Source organism: Advenella kashmirensis WT001, assembly GCF_000219915.2.
GTDB lineage: Bacteria > Pseudomonadota > Gammaproteobacteria > Burkholderiales > Burkholderiaceae_B > Advenella > Advenella kashmirensis.
Window position 1 is genome coordinate 1,162,875 of sequence record NC_017964.1, and the last position, 16,616, is coordinate 1,179,490.

Below are 16,616 nucleotides of genomic sequence, written 5' to 3' on the forward strand. Positions count from 1 at the left end.
GCTCGTTTCCTCTCTGTCGTTTCCGCTCTTGTCTGGCACCTGCCGGTTGCCTCTTATCTTTCGTATCCCTTCTCTTGCTCCCTGCCCGTTGCCCTATGCGTTTTGTCTCTGATCGTAGCCACTAGCGGCGCTCGCCGATTTCACGGAAATTTAACGCCTGCTGCAATATAGTCTGGTTTTATCCGCTTTTAGTATCAGGATGAGCGTGTATTCCAGACATCAAGATAGGCGGCATTGTCCGCAAGAGTGCAATAAGCGGGCGCTGGCCGGCGGTACGCCTGCTGCGCAGACCGCTATGGCAAAGGCACGCAGGGCGGCAGAGGCGTCGGTCAGTTGTGTGATTCCCGCCTTGAATGAGGCACGCAGTCTGGCCATCCTGTTGCCCATGCTGACCGTATTGCTGCGTGATGCCTTTGCCAGCTGGGAAATTATCGTGGTTGACGATGGCAGCACGGACGATACCCCGGCTTTTATGAGCGAGGTCTGTCAGCGCGAAGATCGGGTGCGCTATTTGCAGTTGTCACGCAATTTTGGCAAAGAGGCCGCATTGTCCGCCGGGCTGGAGCTGGCCGTGGGGCAGGTTGTTGTCACGCTGGATGCAGACCTGCAGCATCCGCCTGCGCTGATTGCCCGAATGGTTGTGCACTGGGAGCAGGGCGCCGATATGGTCTATGCGGTGCGCGAGGCGCGCGCCGATGAGCGGCTGCTCAAGCGCATCGGCACGCGGATATTCTATTTCCTGATGAAAGGCACCGGCAAGATTCGGATTGAGCCCGATGCCTGTGATTTCCGTCTGATGGACCGCAAGGTGGTGCAGGCCTTGTGCCAGTTGCCCGAGCGCACGCGTTTTATGAAGGGCCTGTATGCCTGGGTCGGTTTTCGTACGCAAGCTGTTTATTACCAGCCAGATGAACGACGCTTTGGCACATCCCGGTTCAATCTGTTTCGTCTTGTTGGTCATGGCCTGCAGGGGCTGACTGCATTTACAACGTGGCCGTTGCGCATGGCCATGTTCGGCGGTATGCTGCTGGCCGGTTTGGCGCTCTTGTATGGTCTGTATGTCATATTTGAATATGTAATGGTGGGCAACCCGGTGCGGGGCTATTCCACGCTGATTGTGGCCGAGAGTTTCTTTGCGGGCATCATTCTGATTTCGGTTGGCATGGTGGGCGAGTATGTGGCGCATATCTACGAAGAAGTCAAACGCAGGCCGCTTTTCATTGTGAGCAAACAAATGGGACAGGGGCTCTCCCAGGGTTCCCCGCGCTTGCTGGACGTTCGCCGCAAGACTGCAAAGCAACTGCCGGAGCCGGACATGTATCCGATGGTTTATGACATTCGTATTGTCTGTTAGGATGGCGTATCGGCAATCGATCATCTGACACCACAAGCCGGGACAGGAAGCCAAAATGGCACGCAAGAAGAAACAGATCACACTCTGCGCTGATGATTTCGGTTTGAATGAGAATATCAATCTTGCGGTATGTGAGCTTGCCGCAGCACACCGGATCAGCGCTACCAGTTGCCTGACCCAGGCCGGCGCATGGCCTTCCGGCGCACAAAGACTGCGCAGCCTGGATATCGATATTGGCTTGCATATTAACCTTACTGAAAAGCTCGGGCCGGATAATGATTTTCATCGGCCGCTGTCGCGACTTATTATGAATGCATGGCTGCGTCAGCTGGATCCCGCTGTCCTGGCGCGTTCAATTGAACACCAATGCGATCTTTTTGAGCAACACGCAAAGCGTACGCCGGATTTCTTTGACGGTCACCAGCACGTACACCAGTTTCCGCAGATTCGCGACGCGCTGATGGAGGTGCTGATTCGGCGTTACGATTGTGATGATTTCTGGGTGCGTTCGACGGCGATGCGCAATGCTTCACTGGCCCGGGGGCTGCAATGGAAAGCGCGGTTGATCGCGCTGCTGGGCAGCAGTGCGCTGCGCCGACGCCTGCAACGGATTGATTTTCCCTACAACGAAGATTTTGCAGGCGTGTACGCGCTGACTGGCGGCAGCGCCCGTTTCGAGCGGCATATGCAGGCGTGGCTGGCAGCGGCGGGCGAGCGAATTGTCATCATGTGCCATCCGGCCGATGGCATTGACCCGACCGATGTCATCGGTGCCCAGCGCGCTGCTGAATTTGCATTTCTCAAAAGCGATGCGTTTGCGGATTTACTCGCCACGCACTACTGCCGTCTCGTTCGTTATCCGACATGAGCCCAGGAGAGGTGGCGCATACGGGGCGTGGCCTGAACCGGGATCGTGCCGCGACAGCGTAACCTGTCACGGTGATGGGTTGCTGCAAGACGTGACTGATTACTGATCAGGCACGTCATTGGTCAAATGGACAGGCGTGACGGTATGGAACGCTAATCGGTGTGTGAAGGTGCTGCGGTGCTGATATTATCAGGCAGGGTTTGAGCGCCGCCGGACAGGGGGCGCTGCATCAGAACGGTATCGACCCATTGACCGTGCTTGAAACCTGTCGCGGGAAGGGTGCCGATCATTTCAAAACCGGCCTTGCGATGCACGCCGATGGAGGCCGTATTCGCGCTATTGCCGATCACGGCGATCATCTGGCGCCACGGACCGGCTTCGCACAGCCGGATCAACTCGGCCAGCAATAAGGATCCCGCACCCATGCGTCCCAGATCATGGCGCAGATAAATGGCGTTTTCTACAGTATAGCGATAGGCCACGCGCGGGCGAAACGATGATGCATAGGCATAACCGATAATTTCGCCGTCTTTTTCCGCCACAATATAGGGATAACCCTGTGTGGTGATATGGACAAATCGCTCAAGCATCTGCTCACGATCGGGTACGGTTTCTTCGAAGGTGGCGATGCCATGCAGCACATGCCAGGCATAAATTTGCGCAATTGCTGATATGTCCTGAGCGGTTGCAGGACGAACGCGGCAGAAATCGGTCATTTACTGTTTTAAATCAGATCGTGGTGAAATTACTGATGCTATTTTATAGAGATTAGGGTAAATTTGTATCAGATGCTGCGTTAAACTGGCATAAAATAATTTGGGCCGCTGTCCAATCTGCTCCGCTGCTCCACGGTATTACAACTGTGATAAGGTGGCAGACGACAGTTCAGGCGATCTTCAATCACGGTGCCCCAGGCATCAAACTGTCGGTGCCGGTTCCGGTTCGCTGTCTATGCGGCTGCGTTACTGCCCCGACACCCTGTGAGGACATATGTCAACACCCATTACCCCGTTAAGTGACTCGCTGGCGGTAGCCCCCAATTGGCGCAGAAGACATGGCGGCTGTCAAGCAGCGGGCTACCAAAGCGTCATTATTAACCGCCCCGACTACGAAGGCGGCGAATCGCAGCCGGCTTCGGCCGATGTCATCAAGGCGGGCGAACAGGCCGGTCTGACGGTGGTTTACCAGCCCGTCGTCAGTGGCGCCATTACCCCCGAGGACGTCAAGGCTTTCCGTCAATACCTCGACACCTTACCCGCGCCGGTTCTGGCGTACTGTCGCTCGGGTACGCGTTGCACGCATCTTTACAATGCGGCCAAACAGGAAACATCGCAGTCTTAAGGAGTCCCACCATGTTCAATAAAATTCTACTTCCTATCGACGGTTCGGACATTTCTGCACGGGCAGCCAATTCAGGCATTTGCTTTGCACGGCAGAACAGCGCCGAGGTAATCGCCATCAACGTGACCCAGCCTTTTTCAACCTTGATCGGCTTTGACGGCATGGCGGCTTCCTACGCCATTTCCGACGGCGACTATGAAGAGGCCGCACGCAAGGAAGCCGAGTCCTATCTGAAACCGGTGCTGGATCGCGCCCAGACTGCAAATGTAAAAGCAACGTCGCTCATCATTTCGAACTACAGCGTTGCCGATGGCATTGTTGAAGCCGCCAAGGAAAATGCCTGCGATCTTATTTACATCGCCAGTCACGGTCGCAGCGGGCTGTCCCGGCTGTTACTGGGCAGCGTGACGACCAAAGTGCTGTCATTGGCCCATACATCGGTGCTGGTGTATCGTTTGAAAGAGCAAAGTAGCAGCTAATTCGGATCTTTGGTATTGCGATTCGCCGGCAGGTACACTGGCGGCGGATCTGCAGGATATCTCTGGTAGAGAATCGGTCAGCACACAGGGTGGCTTGCGAAGGGTGGTCAACTGCGCGGTATGGCCGACAGCCTATGCCACCTGTAATATAAACCGCGTCATGGATGCGCCTGGCTGGGTTGAGGATTCGACCCGAATGGTCCAGTGTTCCAGTTCACAAATATGTTGCACAATGGCAAGGCCCAGCCCGCGCCGCTTGGTCGGTTCTGCCATGAAACTGCTATCCTCTGCCATCTGCGCATCACGCGTGTGCCCACTGTAATAACGTTCAAAAATCCTGGGCAGATCGGTCTGGGCAATGCCCTTGCCGTTGTCTTCAAAATACAGGCGCGCGCCCGATAAATAGACCGTCAGAGTCGTCGCCTCAGCATGTTCCAGGGTATTGCGAATCAGATTGCGCATGATCATCTGCATCGCGTAGCGATTAACGGTCAACACCTCGCCCGGCAGCAATTGGTTGATCAGTTGCAACTTGATATCTTCATCATCACCGGTGCTGGTGCTCCAGGCATTTTCAAGGCAATCGCGCAGGTGGACCGGTTCGGCGTTTTGCCGTGCCTGTGTTTTCAAATGGACCGTACTTTCCAGTGTATCGGTGATCAGATCGACATTGGTCAGCGTGCGCTTGAGCCTCATGCGGGTTTCGTCAAGCAACTGGGTATCTTCCAGCGCGAGCTCGGCATCGGTGCGGATCGTGGTCAACGGGGTGCGGATTTCATGATTCAGGTTCGCAGAAAATTCCTTTTCCTGTGCAATTGATTTTTCGACCTGGCCCTGCATTCGGTTGAAGGCTTCGATCAGGCGTCCCACTTCATCATTGCGACTGGGAGACAGGTTGGATGCACCTGGCGCCCAGGTTGAGAGGATCTGGGTCAGGCTTTGCACGGGCTCGGTAATGCGCCTGGATACGCCACGTGCCAGCAAATACGATAAACCGATGCACAGCATGCCGGCCATGATCACAATAAAGGCAAAGTCATGCACGCGCTCCTCATTGCGTGTTGCGTCGTAAAGCAGTACGGTTTTGCCCTGACCATGGGTAAATATAAGTACATGCCAGGTTGCATTGCCCGGCTGCATGAAATAGGCGCCTTCGTTCAGGTTACGCAACTGGGAAGGCAGCAGGCTTTCGTCGGCTGCACTGGCAATATCCCAGCGCCGGATGGGCTGGTTTTGACTTTCCTGTATTCCATTGCCGGGTGCGGTGGCCTGATGGGCGTCCAGTGCCACAATCCGGTCCTTTTCAGCCAGCAGGGTTGACTCCACCAGATTATCTTCCATGCTGTCGAATGCCCAGAGCGAGAGGACGCACAGCACCACGACAAAAAGCGTAACGGCACCGGTCAGCGCCAGCGACATTCGTTGCGAGAGCGATAGCGAGCCGCGGCTTTTCATGATTGCTCTTTAAGTTTGCCCAGACGCCATCCGGTGCCATGCACGGTTTCAATGACATCGCAATCATGCTCGGCCAGGGCTTTGCGCAGCAAATGAATCTGACTGCGCAGCGCATCCGAAGATTTCGGATCGTCTGCCCATAACAGGCTCTCGAAGCGCTCTTTTGTAATGACTTCACCGGGATGTTGCAGGAAGGTGCTCAGGATATCGTAGGACTTGCGCGTCAGATGTATCGGTACACCCCGGATGGCGACGATATGCGAGCGCGTGTTGATCTCGATCTGGCCCCAGCGTCTGACCGGGTTGGCCACAGTGCCGGTGGCGCGCTTGATGAGTGCGTTGATTCGCGCTTCAAGCTCACTTAACGAGAACGGCTTGGTCAGGTAGTCATCGGTGCCCAGGGAAAAACCGGTAAGCTTGTCCTGCAAGGCATCGCGCGCGGTGAGAATGACTACCGGGGTGCTAAGCATCGCCTGATCCCGGATGTATTGCAGTACGTCAAATCCGCTTTTACCGGGCAATCCGAGGTCCAGGACAATCGTGTCAAAGGCATACTGGTCGAGCAGGGATACAGCGGCATGGCCTTCATAGGCAACATCCACCATATAGCCTTTTTTTTCCAGATAGCTGCAGACATTGGCCGCAATGCTGATTTCGTCTTCGACCAGAAGGATGCGCTTGTGAGTGCTCATGGTGATTCCTGGAACAGGTTCTGGGCGCGATATGTCCCAGATGTGTTCACATTATAGAAAAACGCCGCATCAAGCAGTGCTTATTGCGGCGTGGTCGACCAATTGGCAGGCTTCCGGGGCGCGCTCCGGGAAGCGCGCCGCCCGAGGTCCTGTTAAAGCACAGGCAGGTTATTTGAACAGGCTGCGGCGGTGATGATGGTATTGGCCACACCCCAGATCAGCGGAACACCGACCAGAAGCCAGAAGGCCACGATCAGTCCTACGGGGTTTTCTTTGAGCAGTATCTTGCATCTTCTATCTCCCTGTTATTTGGCGCCAGCCGCAACCGGCTCGCCTGCCATGCTGTCAGCCTGCATATGATGTTCTGCGGCAACCGGACGGATCATCATATTGCAGATGAAACCGATGACCAGCAATCCTGCCATCACATACATGGTGTAGATATACACATCTGACCGTGGAATGCCCATCTGCAGCTGGTAATCACGAATGTAATTGACCAGGACCGGCCCGAACACGCCGGCGGCAGACCAGGCCGTCAGCAGGCGTCCATGTATGCCACCCACGTAACGGGTGCCGAAAAGATCGGCCAGATAGGCCGGGACCGTTGAGAAGCCGCCGCCATACATGGACAGAATCACCAGATAAAACAGTACGAACAGGGCTACATGGCCGCCTGTGCCCATCCCGGGAACCAGTAAATACAACACAGTGCCCAGCACAAAGAAGGTGCTGTAGGTCATCTTGCGGCCGATATAGTCGGACACTGTTGACCACAGAAAGCGCCCGCTCATATTTGCCAGCGAGAGCAAGCCGACAAAACCGGCAGCGGCTGCAGCGGTTATCATGCCCTGAAAGCTTTCCTGAATCATCAGCGATGCCTGACCAAGCACACCGATACCGGCAGTCACGTTCAGGCACAGAGCCCACCACAGCAGCCAGAATTGCGGCGTTTTGATGGCCTGGTCTATGTGCACGTGGTTGCGCGAAATCATGGCGTTTTGCTGCACCGGCGGTGTCCAGCCTTCAGGCTTCCAGTCGGGCGCCGGAATGCGCACAGAAAGCGCGCCGATGCACATATAGATGAAGTACACGATGCCCAGCACGACGAAGGTCTCGGTCACACCCATAGATGTCTCGGATTTGAATGCATTCATCAGTTTGAGTGACAGTGGCGAGGCGATCATGGCGCCACCGCCAAAACCCATGATGGCCATGCCGGTGGCCATACCGCGCCTGTCGGGAAACCATTTGATCAGCGTGGAAACCGGCGAGACATAGCCAATGCCCAGGCCAATGCCGCCCAACACCCCGTAGCCTAAATACACCAGCCACAACTGATGCAGTTGCAGGCCCAGCGCGGCCACCAGAAAGCCGCCACCAAAGCAGCAGGCTGCAGCGAACATGGCCTTGCGCGGGCCAACCTCTTCCAGCCACTTGCCGGCAAAGGCCGCCGACAGGCCGAGAAATACAATGGCAATACTGAATATCCAGCCCAGTTCCGGAATGGTCCAGTCATCGGGCGCGGATTCGGAAATGCCCAGCAACTGGGTCATTGGTTTATTGAATACCGAAAAGGCATACGCCTGTCCGATACATAGGTGAATGGCTAATGCAGCAGGTGGAACCATCCACCTGTTAAAACCCGGACCGGCTGTGATCCGCTCCTTGCTGAAGAATCCGCCACGGGTAACGGCTTGATTCATAGATGTCTCCTTGGATTATGGATTATGCATGGCCTGATGGCCTTATGGTGTAGCGGGTGTTGCTGATTGTGCAGCGGGTTTGAGTTCCGCCTTGTGGTTATTGATGGCTTCCAGTGCGAATGCCGAAAGCCCTATTTCCCCATCCTGCCCGTCAGGATGCTGTTCCAGAAATTCGAGCAGAGCAATGCGCATGCGCGGCTCCCAGAACTTGCGGATGTGCTCGTAAACGCTGCGCAGGCCTTCTTCCCGGTCGGGCAGTGCTTCGAAAAAACCGGCAATCTGGTTTGCCATTTTGATAAGCATTGCGGTCGTGTTGAACACATGTGGAGTCGTCATGATGCCTTGCCTTTGTCCGATAATTGAAAGCGTTGTGAGTGGGCGTAGATTGTAGCCTGCCGGGCGCGCGTAAAGCCCAGCAGGGTGATGCCGGTTTCTTCGGCCAGCGTGATTGCCGCCGAGGTCGGCGCCGAGACTGCCGCCAGCACAGGGCAGCCTGCCATGGCGGCTTTCTGTACCATTTCAAAGCTGGCGCGGCTCGATACCAGTAGCGCGCCCTGGCCGATGGGCTGGTTGTTCCGCAACAGGGCGCCGATGGTTTTGTCCAGTGCGTTATGTCGGCCTACGTCTTCCCGAATGAAGGTAGGGGCGTGGCCATTGGGCGCAACCCATGCAGCGGCATGGGTTGCGCCGGTATCCTGGTGCAATGACTGTTGTTCGCGCAGCGCGTTCATGGCCTGGAGCAGTTGCGTCAGCGTCAGGCCCGCCGGCATGACGTGCAGGTCATGTGGTTGCGTCCAGGAGCGGGCAGGGGTCGGCCAGGAGGGACTGTCGGCGCGACTGGGTGGCGCCACGGGCGGCAGTCGGCGCACCGCTTCCAGGGTTTCAACGCCGCACAGGCCGCAGGCTGTGCGCCCGGCCATTTGCCGGCGTCGCTCCTTGAGAAACTGCATGCATGCCGGGCTGATCTGCACTTGCAGAACGATGCCCAGGTCCGTGCGTTCCTGCTCGATATCACGAATGTCATCGGGAGAGCGCACAATGCCTTCGGTCAGGCAAAAGCCCCAGGCGAAATCTTCCAGGTCATCCGGTGTGGCAAGCATGACTGCATGGCTGATGCCATTGAATTGAACGGCTATTGGTGTTTCGACGGCAATGGCATCGCTTTCGGCTTGCGCGTGCATGACGCCGTCGCGCACGCGGTTAACCTGCAAACGTACACTGCGCGCCAGTGCTGCGGGCAGCGTGACCGTATCGGTCATATCGCTGCCCTTGATTGTGGCCGTTGAAGCTGGAGTGACGACCTTGTCCATCAAGAAAAATCCTGTCGTTATCCGGTTACCGGTGTTTCGTCCATCGTGACACGATTTTTAAGAAGCGCACGCTGTTCACGATTGAATTCTGACCAGTTGTTCTGCCAGGCCGACGGTTGCGTGACGCGTGTCACCTGCACCGCGGTGACCTTGTACTCAGGGCAATTGGTGGCCCAGTCAGAATTATCGGTGGTAACCACGTTTGCGCCCGATTCGGGGAAGTGGAAGGTGGTGTAGACCACGCCCGGCTGGACCCGCGTAGTAACATCGGCCCGCAATACCGTTTCGCCGGCACGGCTCTGAATGCCCACCCAGTCGCCCTGGCTGATACCACGGTCTTCGGCGTCAACCGGATGGATTTCCAGTACGTCTTCCGAATGCCAAGCCACATTAGGGGTTCTGCGTGTTTGCGCGCCCACGTTGTATTGCGACAGAATCCGGCCGGTGGTAAAGAGCAGCGGAAATTTGCGTGTGCTTCTTTCGTCCGTCGGAATGTACTTGGTAATCATGAACTTGCCTTTGCCGCGGACGAATTCGTCAATATGCATGATTGGCGTGCCTTCCGGCGCCTGGTCGTTGCAGGGCCACTGCACGCTGCCCATTTTGGTGATCAGGTCGAACGAGACGCCGGTGAAGGTTGGCGTCAGCGCCGCGATTTCGTCCATGATTTCCGACGGGTGGTTGTAATTCATGGGGTAGCCCAGCGCGTTGGACAGCGCGCAGGTAATTTCCCAGTCTGCCATGCCGCTGGCCGGTTCCATGACCTTGCGTACCCGAGAAATACGACGTTCCGCATTGGTAAAGGTACCGTCTTTTTCCAGGAAGGTTGAACCGGGCAGAAATACATGGGCGTACTTGGCGGTTTCGTTCAGGAAAATATCCTGGATCACCACGCATTCCATGGCCGACAGCGATGCAGCCACGTGCTGGGTATTCGGATCTGACTGCACAATGTCTTCGCCCTGGCAGTACAGCCCCTTGAAGGTGCCTTCGAGCGCAGCGTCGAACATATTCGGAATGCGCAGGCCGGGTTCGGATTGCAGGGTGACATTCCAGGCTTTTTCAAAGTCGTGACGGGTCACGTCATCGGAAATATGGCGATAGCCGGGCAGCTCGTGCGGGAACGAGCCCATGTCGCACGAGCCCTGCACGTTGTTCTGACCGCGCAGCGGATTGACCCCCACGCCTTCGCGTCCGATATTGCCGGTGGCCATGGCCAGGTTGGCAATGGCCATCACGGTGGTAGAGCCCTGGCTGTGTTCGGTCACGCCCAACCCGTAATAGATGGAACCGTTGCCGCCGGTGGCAAAAAGCCTGGCTGCGCCACGAATCTGCTCGGCCGGAACGCCGGTTTCGGCTTGCATCGCTTCGGGTGAGTTTTCCGGCAGGCTGACAAAATCAAACCATTCCTTAAATGCCTTGTCTTCGCAACGCTCGCGGACAAAGTCCAGATTGACCAGGTTTTCTGTGGCAATCACGTGTGACATGGCCGACAGCAGCGCAACGTTGGTGCCGGGACGCACCTGCAGATGATAATCGGCACGAATGTGCGGGGAGCTGACCAGCTCGGTCTGGCGCGGATCAATAACGATCAGGCGCGCACCCTGGCGCAGCCGCTTTTTCAGTCGCGACGCAAAGACAGGGTGTGCGGCGCTTGGGTTGGCGCCCATGACGATAACCACATCGGTGAACATGACCGAATCAAAGGTCTGCGTACCGGCCGATTCGCCCAGCGTGGATTTCAGGCCGTAGCCGGTGGGTGAATGACAGACGCGGGCGCAGGTATCCACGTTATTGGTGTTAAAGGCGGCGCGCACCAGTTTTTGCACCAGCCAGGTTTCTTCGTTGGTGCAGCGGGACGAGGTGATGCCGCCCACGGAGTCACGCCCATACTTGCCTTGCAGACGTTTGAATTCGCTGGCCGCATAGCCAATGGCTTCTTCCCAGGACACTTCGGTCCACGGGTCGGAGATGCTTTTGCGGATCATGGGTTTGGTAATGCGTTCCTTGTGGGTAGTATAGCCCCAGGCAAAACGCCCTTGACGCAGGAGTGACCGCGGTTGGCCTTGCCATCTTTCCATGGTGTCATGCGCACCACGGTCTCGCCTTTCATTTCGGCCTTGAAGCCGCAACCCACACCACAATAGGCGCAGGTTGTGATGACCGAATGATCGGCCTGACCCAGTTCGATAATGCTTTTGTCTTCCAGCGTTGCGGTCGGGCAGGCCTGTACGCAGGCGCCGCAGGACACGCATTCGCTATCCATGAACGGCTGGTCCTGGCCGGCCGACACGCGCGAGGCGAATCCTTTTCCGGAGATGGTCAGGGCAAACGTTCCCTGGGTTTCTTCGCAGGCGCGCACGCAGCGGTTGCAGACAATGCATTTGCTGGGATCGTAAGTGAAATAAGGATTGGACTCGTCCTTCTGGTCCTTCAGGTGATTGGCGCCCTCATAGCCGTAGCGTACGTTGCGCAAGCCAACCACACCTGCCATATCCTGCAACTCACAGTCGCCATTGGACGGGCAGGTCAGGCAATCGAGCGGATGATCGGAAATATACAATTCCATCACGCCGCGTCGCAACTGATGCAGCTTGGGGGTTTCGGTGCGGATGACCATGCCTTGCTCTACCGGTGTGGTACAGGAGGCCGGGTAACCGCGTCGGCCTTCGATTTCCACCAGGCACAGACGGCATGAACCGAAGGCTTCAATGCTGTCGGTCGCGCACAGTTTGGGAATATTGACGCCGTTGAGCGCAGCCGCGCGCATGACCGAGGTGCCTTCGGGCACCGAGATGTCGTAACCGTCTATCGTGACGGTAATCAGCTTGTCGGAGGTGACTTCGGGGGTGCCCAGATCAATATCACGTTTGACGACGGTTTCTAACATTGGAAGCTCCTTGCCGGTTGTGGCAGCGGACAATTTTCTTGGTTCATGAATGTTCGGTTTCTGTACGCGCTTCAATGCCAAAATCGGCAGGAAAGTGCTGCAGGGCGGACAAGACCGGATAAGGCGTCATACCACCCAGGGCGCACAGCGAGCCGCCCAGCATGGTGTCGCATAAATCGCGTAACAGTTCGACATTTTCTTCACGGTTTTCGTTAGCGGTAATCCGGTCGATCACTTCGGTGCCGCGTGTGGAGCCGATACGACAGGGGGTGCATTTGCCACAGGACTCGACCGCACAGAACTCCATGGCGTAGCGCGCCAGATCATTCATTTTGGCCGTGTCGTCGAACGCCACAATACCGCCATGGCCGATCATGGCCGACACCTTCATATAGGCTTCGTAATCCATGGGCACATCCCATTGCGATTCCGGCAGGTACGCGCCCAGCGGGCCGCCTACCTGTACAGCCTTGATGGGCCGGCCACTGGCGCTGCCGCCACCGTAATCAAAAAGTAGTTCGCGCAAGGTCAGGCCAAAGGCTTTTTCCACCAGCCCGCCCTGGCGGATATTGCCCGCCAGCTGAAAGGGCAGTGTCCCCTTGGAGCGGCCCATTCCGTAATCGGCATAAGCCTGGCCGCCTTCGGCAAGAATGTAGGGCACCGACGCCAGCGATATCACATTATTGATGACCGTGGGTTTGCCGAAAAGGCCCTTGATGGCCGGCAGCGGCGGCTTGGCACGGACCAGTCCGCGCTTGCCTTCGAGCGAGTCCAGCAGCGAGGTTTCTTCCCCGCAAATATAGGCGCCGGCGCCTTTGCGCACTTCAAGCGAAAAAGACTTGCCGCTGCCCTGGATGTCTTGTCCCAGCCAGTTGGCTTCGGTTGCCACGCCGATGGCGCGGTTCAAGGCCGCAATAGCGTGCGGATATTCGGAACGGACGTAGATGTAGCCCTGGGTTGCGTCGGTCGCCAGTCCGGCGATGGTCATGCCTTCGATCAGGCACAACGGGTCGCCTTCCATCAGCATGCGATCGGAGAATGTGCCTGAGTCGCCTTCGTCGGCATTGCAAACGACATATTTTTGCTGCGCTGGCGTGCCCAGGACGGTTTTCCATTTGATGCCGGTCGGAAAGGCAGCACCGCCTCGTCCACGCAGGCCGGAATCGGTCACTTCCTGCACGATATCGGCCGGCGCCATGGTCAGGGCTTTTTTCAGGCCGGCAAAACCGCCGTGCGCCATATAGTCGGTGAGTGAGAGTGGATCGGTAATACCCACGCGCGCAAAGGTCAGGCGTTCCTGTTTTTTCAGGAACGGGATCTCTTCGGTAAGGCCATGGGCCAATGCGTGATGGCCGCCGTGCAGGAAATCGGCGTCGAACAGGGATGGCACGTCACCGGCCTTGACCGGACCGTAGGCCACGCGGCCTTGCTCGGTTTGCACTTCAATCATGGGCTCCAGCCATAACAGCCCGCGCGAGCCGTTGCGCACTACGCTAATGTCCTGATTGCGCTGTGCCGCCTCTTTGCTGATAGCCGCTGCTACGCGTTCGGCGCCGGCAGCAATGGCCGCGGCGTCAGCAGGGATGAAAATTCGAATAGTCATACCGAGACGGCCTCCGTGTGTTCGCGATACAGTTCATCGAATGTTTGCGGGGTGACGTGCGCACAGGGTTCGCCGTTGATCATGATGTTGGGCGACTGAGCACACAACCCCAGACAATAGACCGCATCGACAGACACCTGGCCATCGGCGCGGGTGCTGTTCATGTCACAGCCGGTTGCTTCGCGTATATGGGCTTCAAGTTGAGCCGAGCCCATGGCCTGACAGGATTCGGCCCGACAGACTTCGATATGTACCGCGCCCTTGGGCGTAGTGTGAAAGTGGGGATAGAAGGTAATAACGCCATGTACTTCGGCACGCGATAAGTTCAAGGCCTGTCCAATCTGATCGACGCACTCGGGGGGGATATAGCCCAGCGTGTCCTGGATGTCATGCAACACCGGCAGCAGTGCGCCCGGCATATTGCCCAGTTTGACCAGGCTGACTGACACAGCGCGCGAATTGGGCGTCTCTGGGGTCAGTGGAATCATCTTCCTGATCTTGTTATCGACCGACTGAATGAAAGGCGAGGAAATGCCCGTTTTGGACATGGCTGTCTCCGATACGTGTTTGAGCCTGTTTAATATGTAATTGGCATCATAATAAAATGCTGCAGCACCGCAAAGCGCCGGGATGTTAAATTCCCATTTGACAAATGTGCTTATAGCCTCAATAGTAGCCACTTCAGATATATTTTCAATATGAAATTAATAACACATATAATGATGATGACATTGCCAAGGGAGAACGCACTATGTATCCGTTTTCGATCAGGATAAACCCTGAGTGGACTATCGATACCCAGGAAGGAAAGACCTTGTCGCTATCCATGCTGCTGGGGTTGCTGGCTGAAATCGATATCAGCGGCAATATCGTCGCGGCCAGTGAGACCTGCGGACATTCCTATCGTCATGCCTGGGGCGTGCTGCGTCAGTTCGAGGAAATTTTCGGGGTGCCGCTACTCATTACCAAGCGGCGCAAGGGAACAGAGTTGTCCGAATTTGCCAAGCGGCTGGTGTGGGCCAACCGGCGCATCCAGCGCGGCTGTCGCCGACCCTGGAAAGCCTGGCCTCCGAATCACAGGAAGAACTGGAAAAGCTGATTCCGGAGCACACGCCCAATGTGCGCCTGCATGCCAGCCATGGCTTTGCCGTGGAGGGGCTCACGCAACGCATGAATTCACCGCTGCCCATTCTGGAGCTGCGCTACCGAACGGCCATAGAGGCGCTGGCCGCGCTGGAGCAGAACGAATGTGAACTGGCTGGTTTCCAGGTGCCTATTGGCAAATTCGAGAAACCGATCCTGGCACGTTACTCTCCCTGGCTCAACGGCGACACGCATTTGCTGATTCATCTGGCCATCCGCAACACCGGCCTGTTCGTCAAGCCGGGCAATCCTAAAAATATTCAGTCGGTTCGGGACCTGGCGCGTGATGATGTGCGGTTTGTGAATCGTCAGCCGGGCTCAAGTACGCGTTTTCTGGTGGGGCTGATGTTGCAGGAAGAAAATATCCCGACCGCGTCAGTCAGTGGCTTTGAAGACAGCGAGTTTACGCACATGGCCATCGCAGCTCATATTGCAAGTGGCATGGCCGACGTGGGGATTGGCGTGCAGACAGCCGCCCATCGTTTCGGCCTGGACTTTATTCCGCTGGTACGCGAACGCTATTTTTTCGCCCTGAACCGCAATAGCCTGCAGCAGATCAATGTGGAAAAATTCATTCATTTCATGCGCAGTCAGGATTATCTGCAATTTCTTGGGCAGCTGGTAGGGTATGATGCAACTGAGGCAGGCAAGATCCAGACATTAGAAGAAGCCTTTAATGACTAACATTATTCCGATTTCCGATATCCGCAAAGTGGCGCAGCGGCCCTTGCCGCAGGCGGAGTACATAGCCGGCAGGCCCGTTGTGGACCAGCTGGGTCGCGCTCTGCGCGACTTGCGCATCTCGATCACCGACAAATGTAATTTTCGGTGCTCGTACTGTATGCCGCGGGACCAGTTTGGCAGCGACCACGTATTTTTGCCGCACAGCCAGATCCTTTCGTTTGAAGAGATTACCCGTATGGCGCGCCTTTTTGCGCAGCTGGGCGTGAACAAATTGCGCATTACTGGTGGCGAACCCTTGCTGCGCAAGGAAATGACACGCCTGATTGCCATGCTGGCCCAGATCAGGGATCTGGAAGATAAGCCGCTGGATATCGCGCTTACCACTAACGGCACGCTGCTGCAGCGTCTGGCCGTGCCGTTGCGCGACGCCGGGCTGGAACGGATTACCGTCAGCCTGGATGCGCTGGATCCGGAGCTGTTCCAGCAGATGAGCGATACCAAAATTCATGTGGACCAGGTGCTGGCCGGTATCGACGCCGCCAGGCAGGCAGGCATTGCGCCGATCAAGGTCAATATGGTTGTGAAAAAAGGTGTGAATGAGCACCAGATCGTGCCGATGGCAGAGTATTTCCGTAATAGCGGCCATATTCTGCGATTCATCGAATTTATGGATGTGGGCGTGACCAACCACTGGGATATGACAGATGTGGTTAGCGGCCGGGAAATCCTGCAACAGCTGCAGGCCAGATTCGAACTGGAGCCGGTGCATGCCAATTATCCGGGCGAGGTGGCCAAGCGCTGGCGCTATAAAGATGGTGGCGGCGAAGTGGGTCTTATCACAAGTGTGACGCATGCATTCTGTGGCGACTGCACCCGTCTGCGCATGTCGCCGGAAGGAAAATTGTTTACCTGTTTGTTCGCAGACCAGGCTTTGACTTGCGCGCGTTATTGCGCTCTGCCGCCACGGACCATGATATTACAAGTGTGCTGGCCGGAATCTGGACAGGCAGGGCCGACCGGTACTCCGAATTGCGTGACCAGTTAAGCGGCACGCGTGAAAAAATCGAAATGAGTTATATCGGAGGCTGAGC

General features: G+C 56.6%; 13 protein-coding genes and 3 pseudogenes. 6 read left to right on the forward strand and 10 right to left on the reverse strand.

Annotation, left to right across the window (positions count from 1 at the left end; genetic code table 11):
* The first annotated feature begins 199 nt into the window (after window positions 1-199).
* Together TKWG_RS05485 and TKWG_RS05490 are read left to right on the forward strand one after the other, a co-directional pair.
* Window positions 200-1,354 (forward strand): glycosyltransferase family 2 protein, encoded by a 1,155-nt coding sequence (locus tag TKWG_RS05485; protein WP_407636894.1) that lies wholly within the window; start codon window positions 200-202, stop codon window positions 1,352-1,354.
* A gap of 55 nt (window positions 1,355-1,409) precedes the next feature.
* Window positions 1,410-2,222, forward strand: a complete 813-nt coding sequence (locus TKWG_RS05490; RefSeq protein ID WP_014749883.1) for a ChbG/HpnK family deacetylase — start codon at window positions 1,410-1,412, stop codon at window positions 2,220-2,222.
* A 152-nt stretch (window positions 2,223-2,374) separates the two neighbouring features.
* On the opposite strand, the gene TKWG_RS05495 is transcribed toward TKWG_RS05490, so the two are convergent.
* Window positions 2,375-2,938 (reverse strand): GNAT family N-acetyltransferase, encoded by a 564-nt coding sequence (locus tag TKWG_RS05495; RefSeq protein ID WP_014749884.1) that lies wholly within the window; start codon window positions 2,936-2,938, stop codon window positions 2,375-2,377.
* 274 nt (window positions 2,939-3,212) lie between these two features.
* Between TKWG_RS05495 and TKWG_RS05500 the strand changes: the two genes are divergently transcribed.
* Window positions 3,213-3,563, forward strand: a complete 351-nt coding sequence (locus TKWG_RS05500; RefSeq protein WP_014749885.1) for a TIGR01244 family sulfur transferase — start codon at window positions 3,213-3,215, stop codon at window positions 3,561-3,563.
* 11 nt (window positions 3,564-3,574) lie between these two features.
* Window positions 3,575-4,042, forward strand: a complete 468-nt coding sequence (locus TKWG_RS05505) for a universal stress protein (protein WP_014749886.1) — start codon at window positions 3,575-3,577, stop codon at window positions 4,040-4,042.
* 132 nt (window positions 4,043-4,174) lie between these two features.
* On the opposite strand, the gene TKWG_RS05510 is transcribed toward TKWG_RS05505, so the two are convergent.
* The 9 genes and pseudogenes from TKWG_RS05510 to TKWG_RS05545 all read right to left on the reverse strand — a co-directional run bounded on the left by TKWG_RS05510 (window position 4,175) and on the right by TKWG_RS05545 (window position 14,246).
* Window positions 4,175-5,497 (reverse strand): sensor histidine kinase, encoded by a 1,323-nt coding sequence (locus TKWG_RS05510; RefSeq protein WP_014749887.1) that lies wholly within the window; start codon window positions 5,495-5,497, stop codon window positions 4,175-4,177.
* The gene (locus TKWG_RS05515; RefSeq protein WP_014749888.1) at window positions 5,494-6,189 is read right to left on the reverse strand and encodes a response regulator transcription factor; all 696 of its coding nucleotides are present in this window, start codon (window positions 6,187-6,189) and stop codon (window positions 5,494-5,496) included. Before TKWG_RS05515 ends, TKWG_RS05510 begins: the two co-directional genes overlap by 4 nt.
* A 152-nt stretch (window positions 6,190-6,341) precedes the next feature.
* The gene (locus TKWG_RS27480; RefSeq protein WP_456047812.1) at window positions 6,342-6,440 is read right to left on the reverse strand and encodes an MFS transporter small subunit; all 99 of its coding nucleotides are present in this window, start codon (window positions 6,438-6,440) and stop codon (window positions 6,342-6,344) included.
* Between the two features lie 54 nt (window positions 6,441-6,494).
* Window positions 6,495-7,895 (reverse strand): L-lactate MFS transporter, encoded by a 1,401-nt coding sequence (locus tag TKWG_RS05520; RefSeq protein WP_014749889.1) that lies wholly within the window; start codon window positions 7,893-7,895, stop codon window positions 6,495-6,497.
* Window positions 7,896-7,937: 42 nt separating this feature from the next.
* Window positions 7,938-8,231, reverse strand: coding sequence for a formate dehydrogenase subunit delta (locus tag TKWG_RS05525; RefSeq protein WP_014749890.1), 294 nt, complete (start codon window positions 8,229-8,231; stop codon window positions 7,938-7,940).
* Window positions 8,228-9,154 carry a formate dehydrogenase accessory sulfurtransferase FdhD gene (locus TKWG_RS05530; RefSeq protein WP_041709892.1) on the reverse strand — a complete coding sequence of 309 codons (927 nt, stop codon included), beginning with the start codon at window positions 9,152-9,154 and terminating at the stop codon, window positions 8,228-8,230. Before TKWG_RS05530 ends, TKWG_RS05525 begins: the two co-directional genes overlap by 4 nt.
* 68 nt (window positions 9,155-9,222) lie before the next feature.
* Window positions 9,223-12,095, reverse strand: a pseudogene (gene fdhF / locus TKWG_RS05535) (formate dehydrogenase subunit alpha).
* A gap of 43 nt (window positions 12,096-12,138) precedes the next feature.
* Complete coding sequence (locus tag TKWG_RS05540; RefSeq protein WP_014749892.1) at window positions 12,139-13,698, reverse strand: formate dehydrogenase beta subunit; 1,560 nt, start codon at window positions 13,696-13,698, stop codon at window positions 12,139-12,141.
* Window positions 13,695-14,246, reverse strand: a complete 552-nt coding sequence (locus TKWG_RS05545; protein WP_085946386.1) for a formate dehydrogenase subunit gamma — start codon at window positions 14,244-14,246, stop codon at window positions 13,695-13,697. The genes TKWG_RS05540 and TKWG_RS05545 overlap by 4 nt, the downstream gene beginning before the upstream one ends.
* Window positions 14,247-14,449: 203 nt before the next feature.
* Between TKWG_RS05545 and TKWG_RS05550 the strand changes: the two are divergent.
* Window positions 14,450-15,525, forward strand: a pseudogene (locus TKWG_RS05550) (substrate-binding domain-containing protein).
* Window positions 15,518-16,614 (forward strand): annotated as a pseudogene (gene moaA, locus TKWG_RS05555) (GTP 3',8-cyclase MoaA). The pseudogenes TKWG_RS05550 and moaA overlap by 8 nt, the downstream one beginning before the upstream one ends.
* Window positions 16,615-16,616 lie beyond the last annotated feature (2 nt).

Coding starts and splice junctions, on each gene's coding strand:
- TKWG_RS05530 (WP_041709892.1), bottom strand. CDS start 9,154: ATGACCGATACGGTCACGCTGCCCGCAGCACTGGCGCGCAGTGTACGT.
- TKWG_RS05525 (WP_014749890.1), bottom strand. CDS start 8,231: ATGACGACTCCACATGTGTTCAACACGACCGCAATGCTTATCAAAATG.
- TKWG_RS05490 (WP_014749883.1), top strand. CDS start 1,410: ATGGCACGCAAGAAGAAACAGATCACACTCTGCGCTGATGATTTCGGT.
- TKWG_RS05500 (WP_014749885.1), top strand. CDS start 3,213: ATGTCAACACCCATTACCCCGTTAAGTGACTCGCTGGCGGTAGCCCCC.
- TKWG_RS05545 (WP_085946386.1), bottom strand. CDS start 14,246: ATGTCCAAAACGGGCATTTCCTCGCCTTTCATTCAGTCGGTCGATAAC.
- TKWG_RS05485 (WP_407636894.1), top strand. CDS start 200: ATGAGCGTGTATTCCAGACATCAAGATAGGCGGCATTGTCCGCAAGAG.
- TKWG_RS05495 (WP_014749884.1), bottom strand. CDS start 2,938: ATGACCGATTTCTGCCGCGTTCGTCCTGCAACCGCTCAGGACATATCA.
- TKWG_RS05505 (WP_014749886.1), top strand. CDS start 3,575: ATGTTCAATAAAATTCTACTTCCTATCGACGGTTCGGACATTTCTGCA.
- TKWG_RS05515 (WP_014749888.1), bottom strand. CDS start 6,189: ATGAGCACTCACAAGCGCATCCTTCTGGTCGAAGACGAAATCAGCATT.
- TKWG_RS05540 (WP_014749892.1), bottom strand. CDS start 13,698: ATGACTATTCGAATTTTCATCCCTGCTGACGCCGCGGCCATTGCTGCC.
- TKWG_RS05520 (WP_014749889.1), bottom strand. CDS start 7,895: ATGAATCAAGCCGTTACCCGTGGCGGATTCTTCAGCAAGGAGCGGATC.
- TKWG_RS05510 (WP_014749887.1), bottom strand. CDS start 5,497: ATGAAAAGCCGCGGCTCGCTATCGCTCTCGCAACGAATGTCGCTGGCG.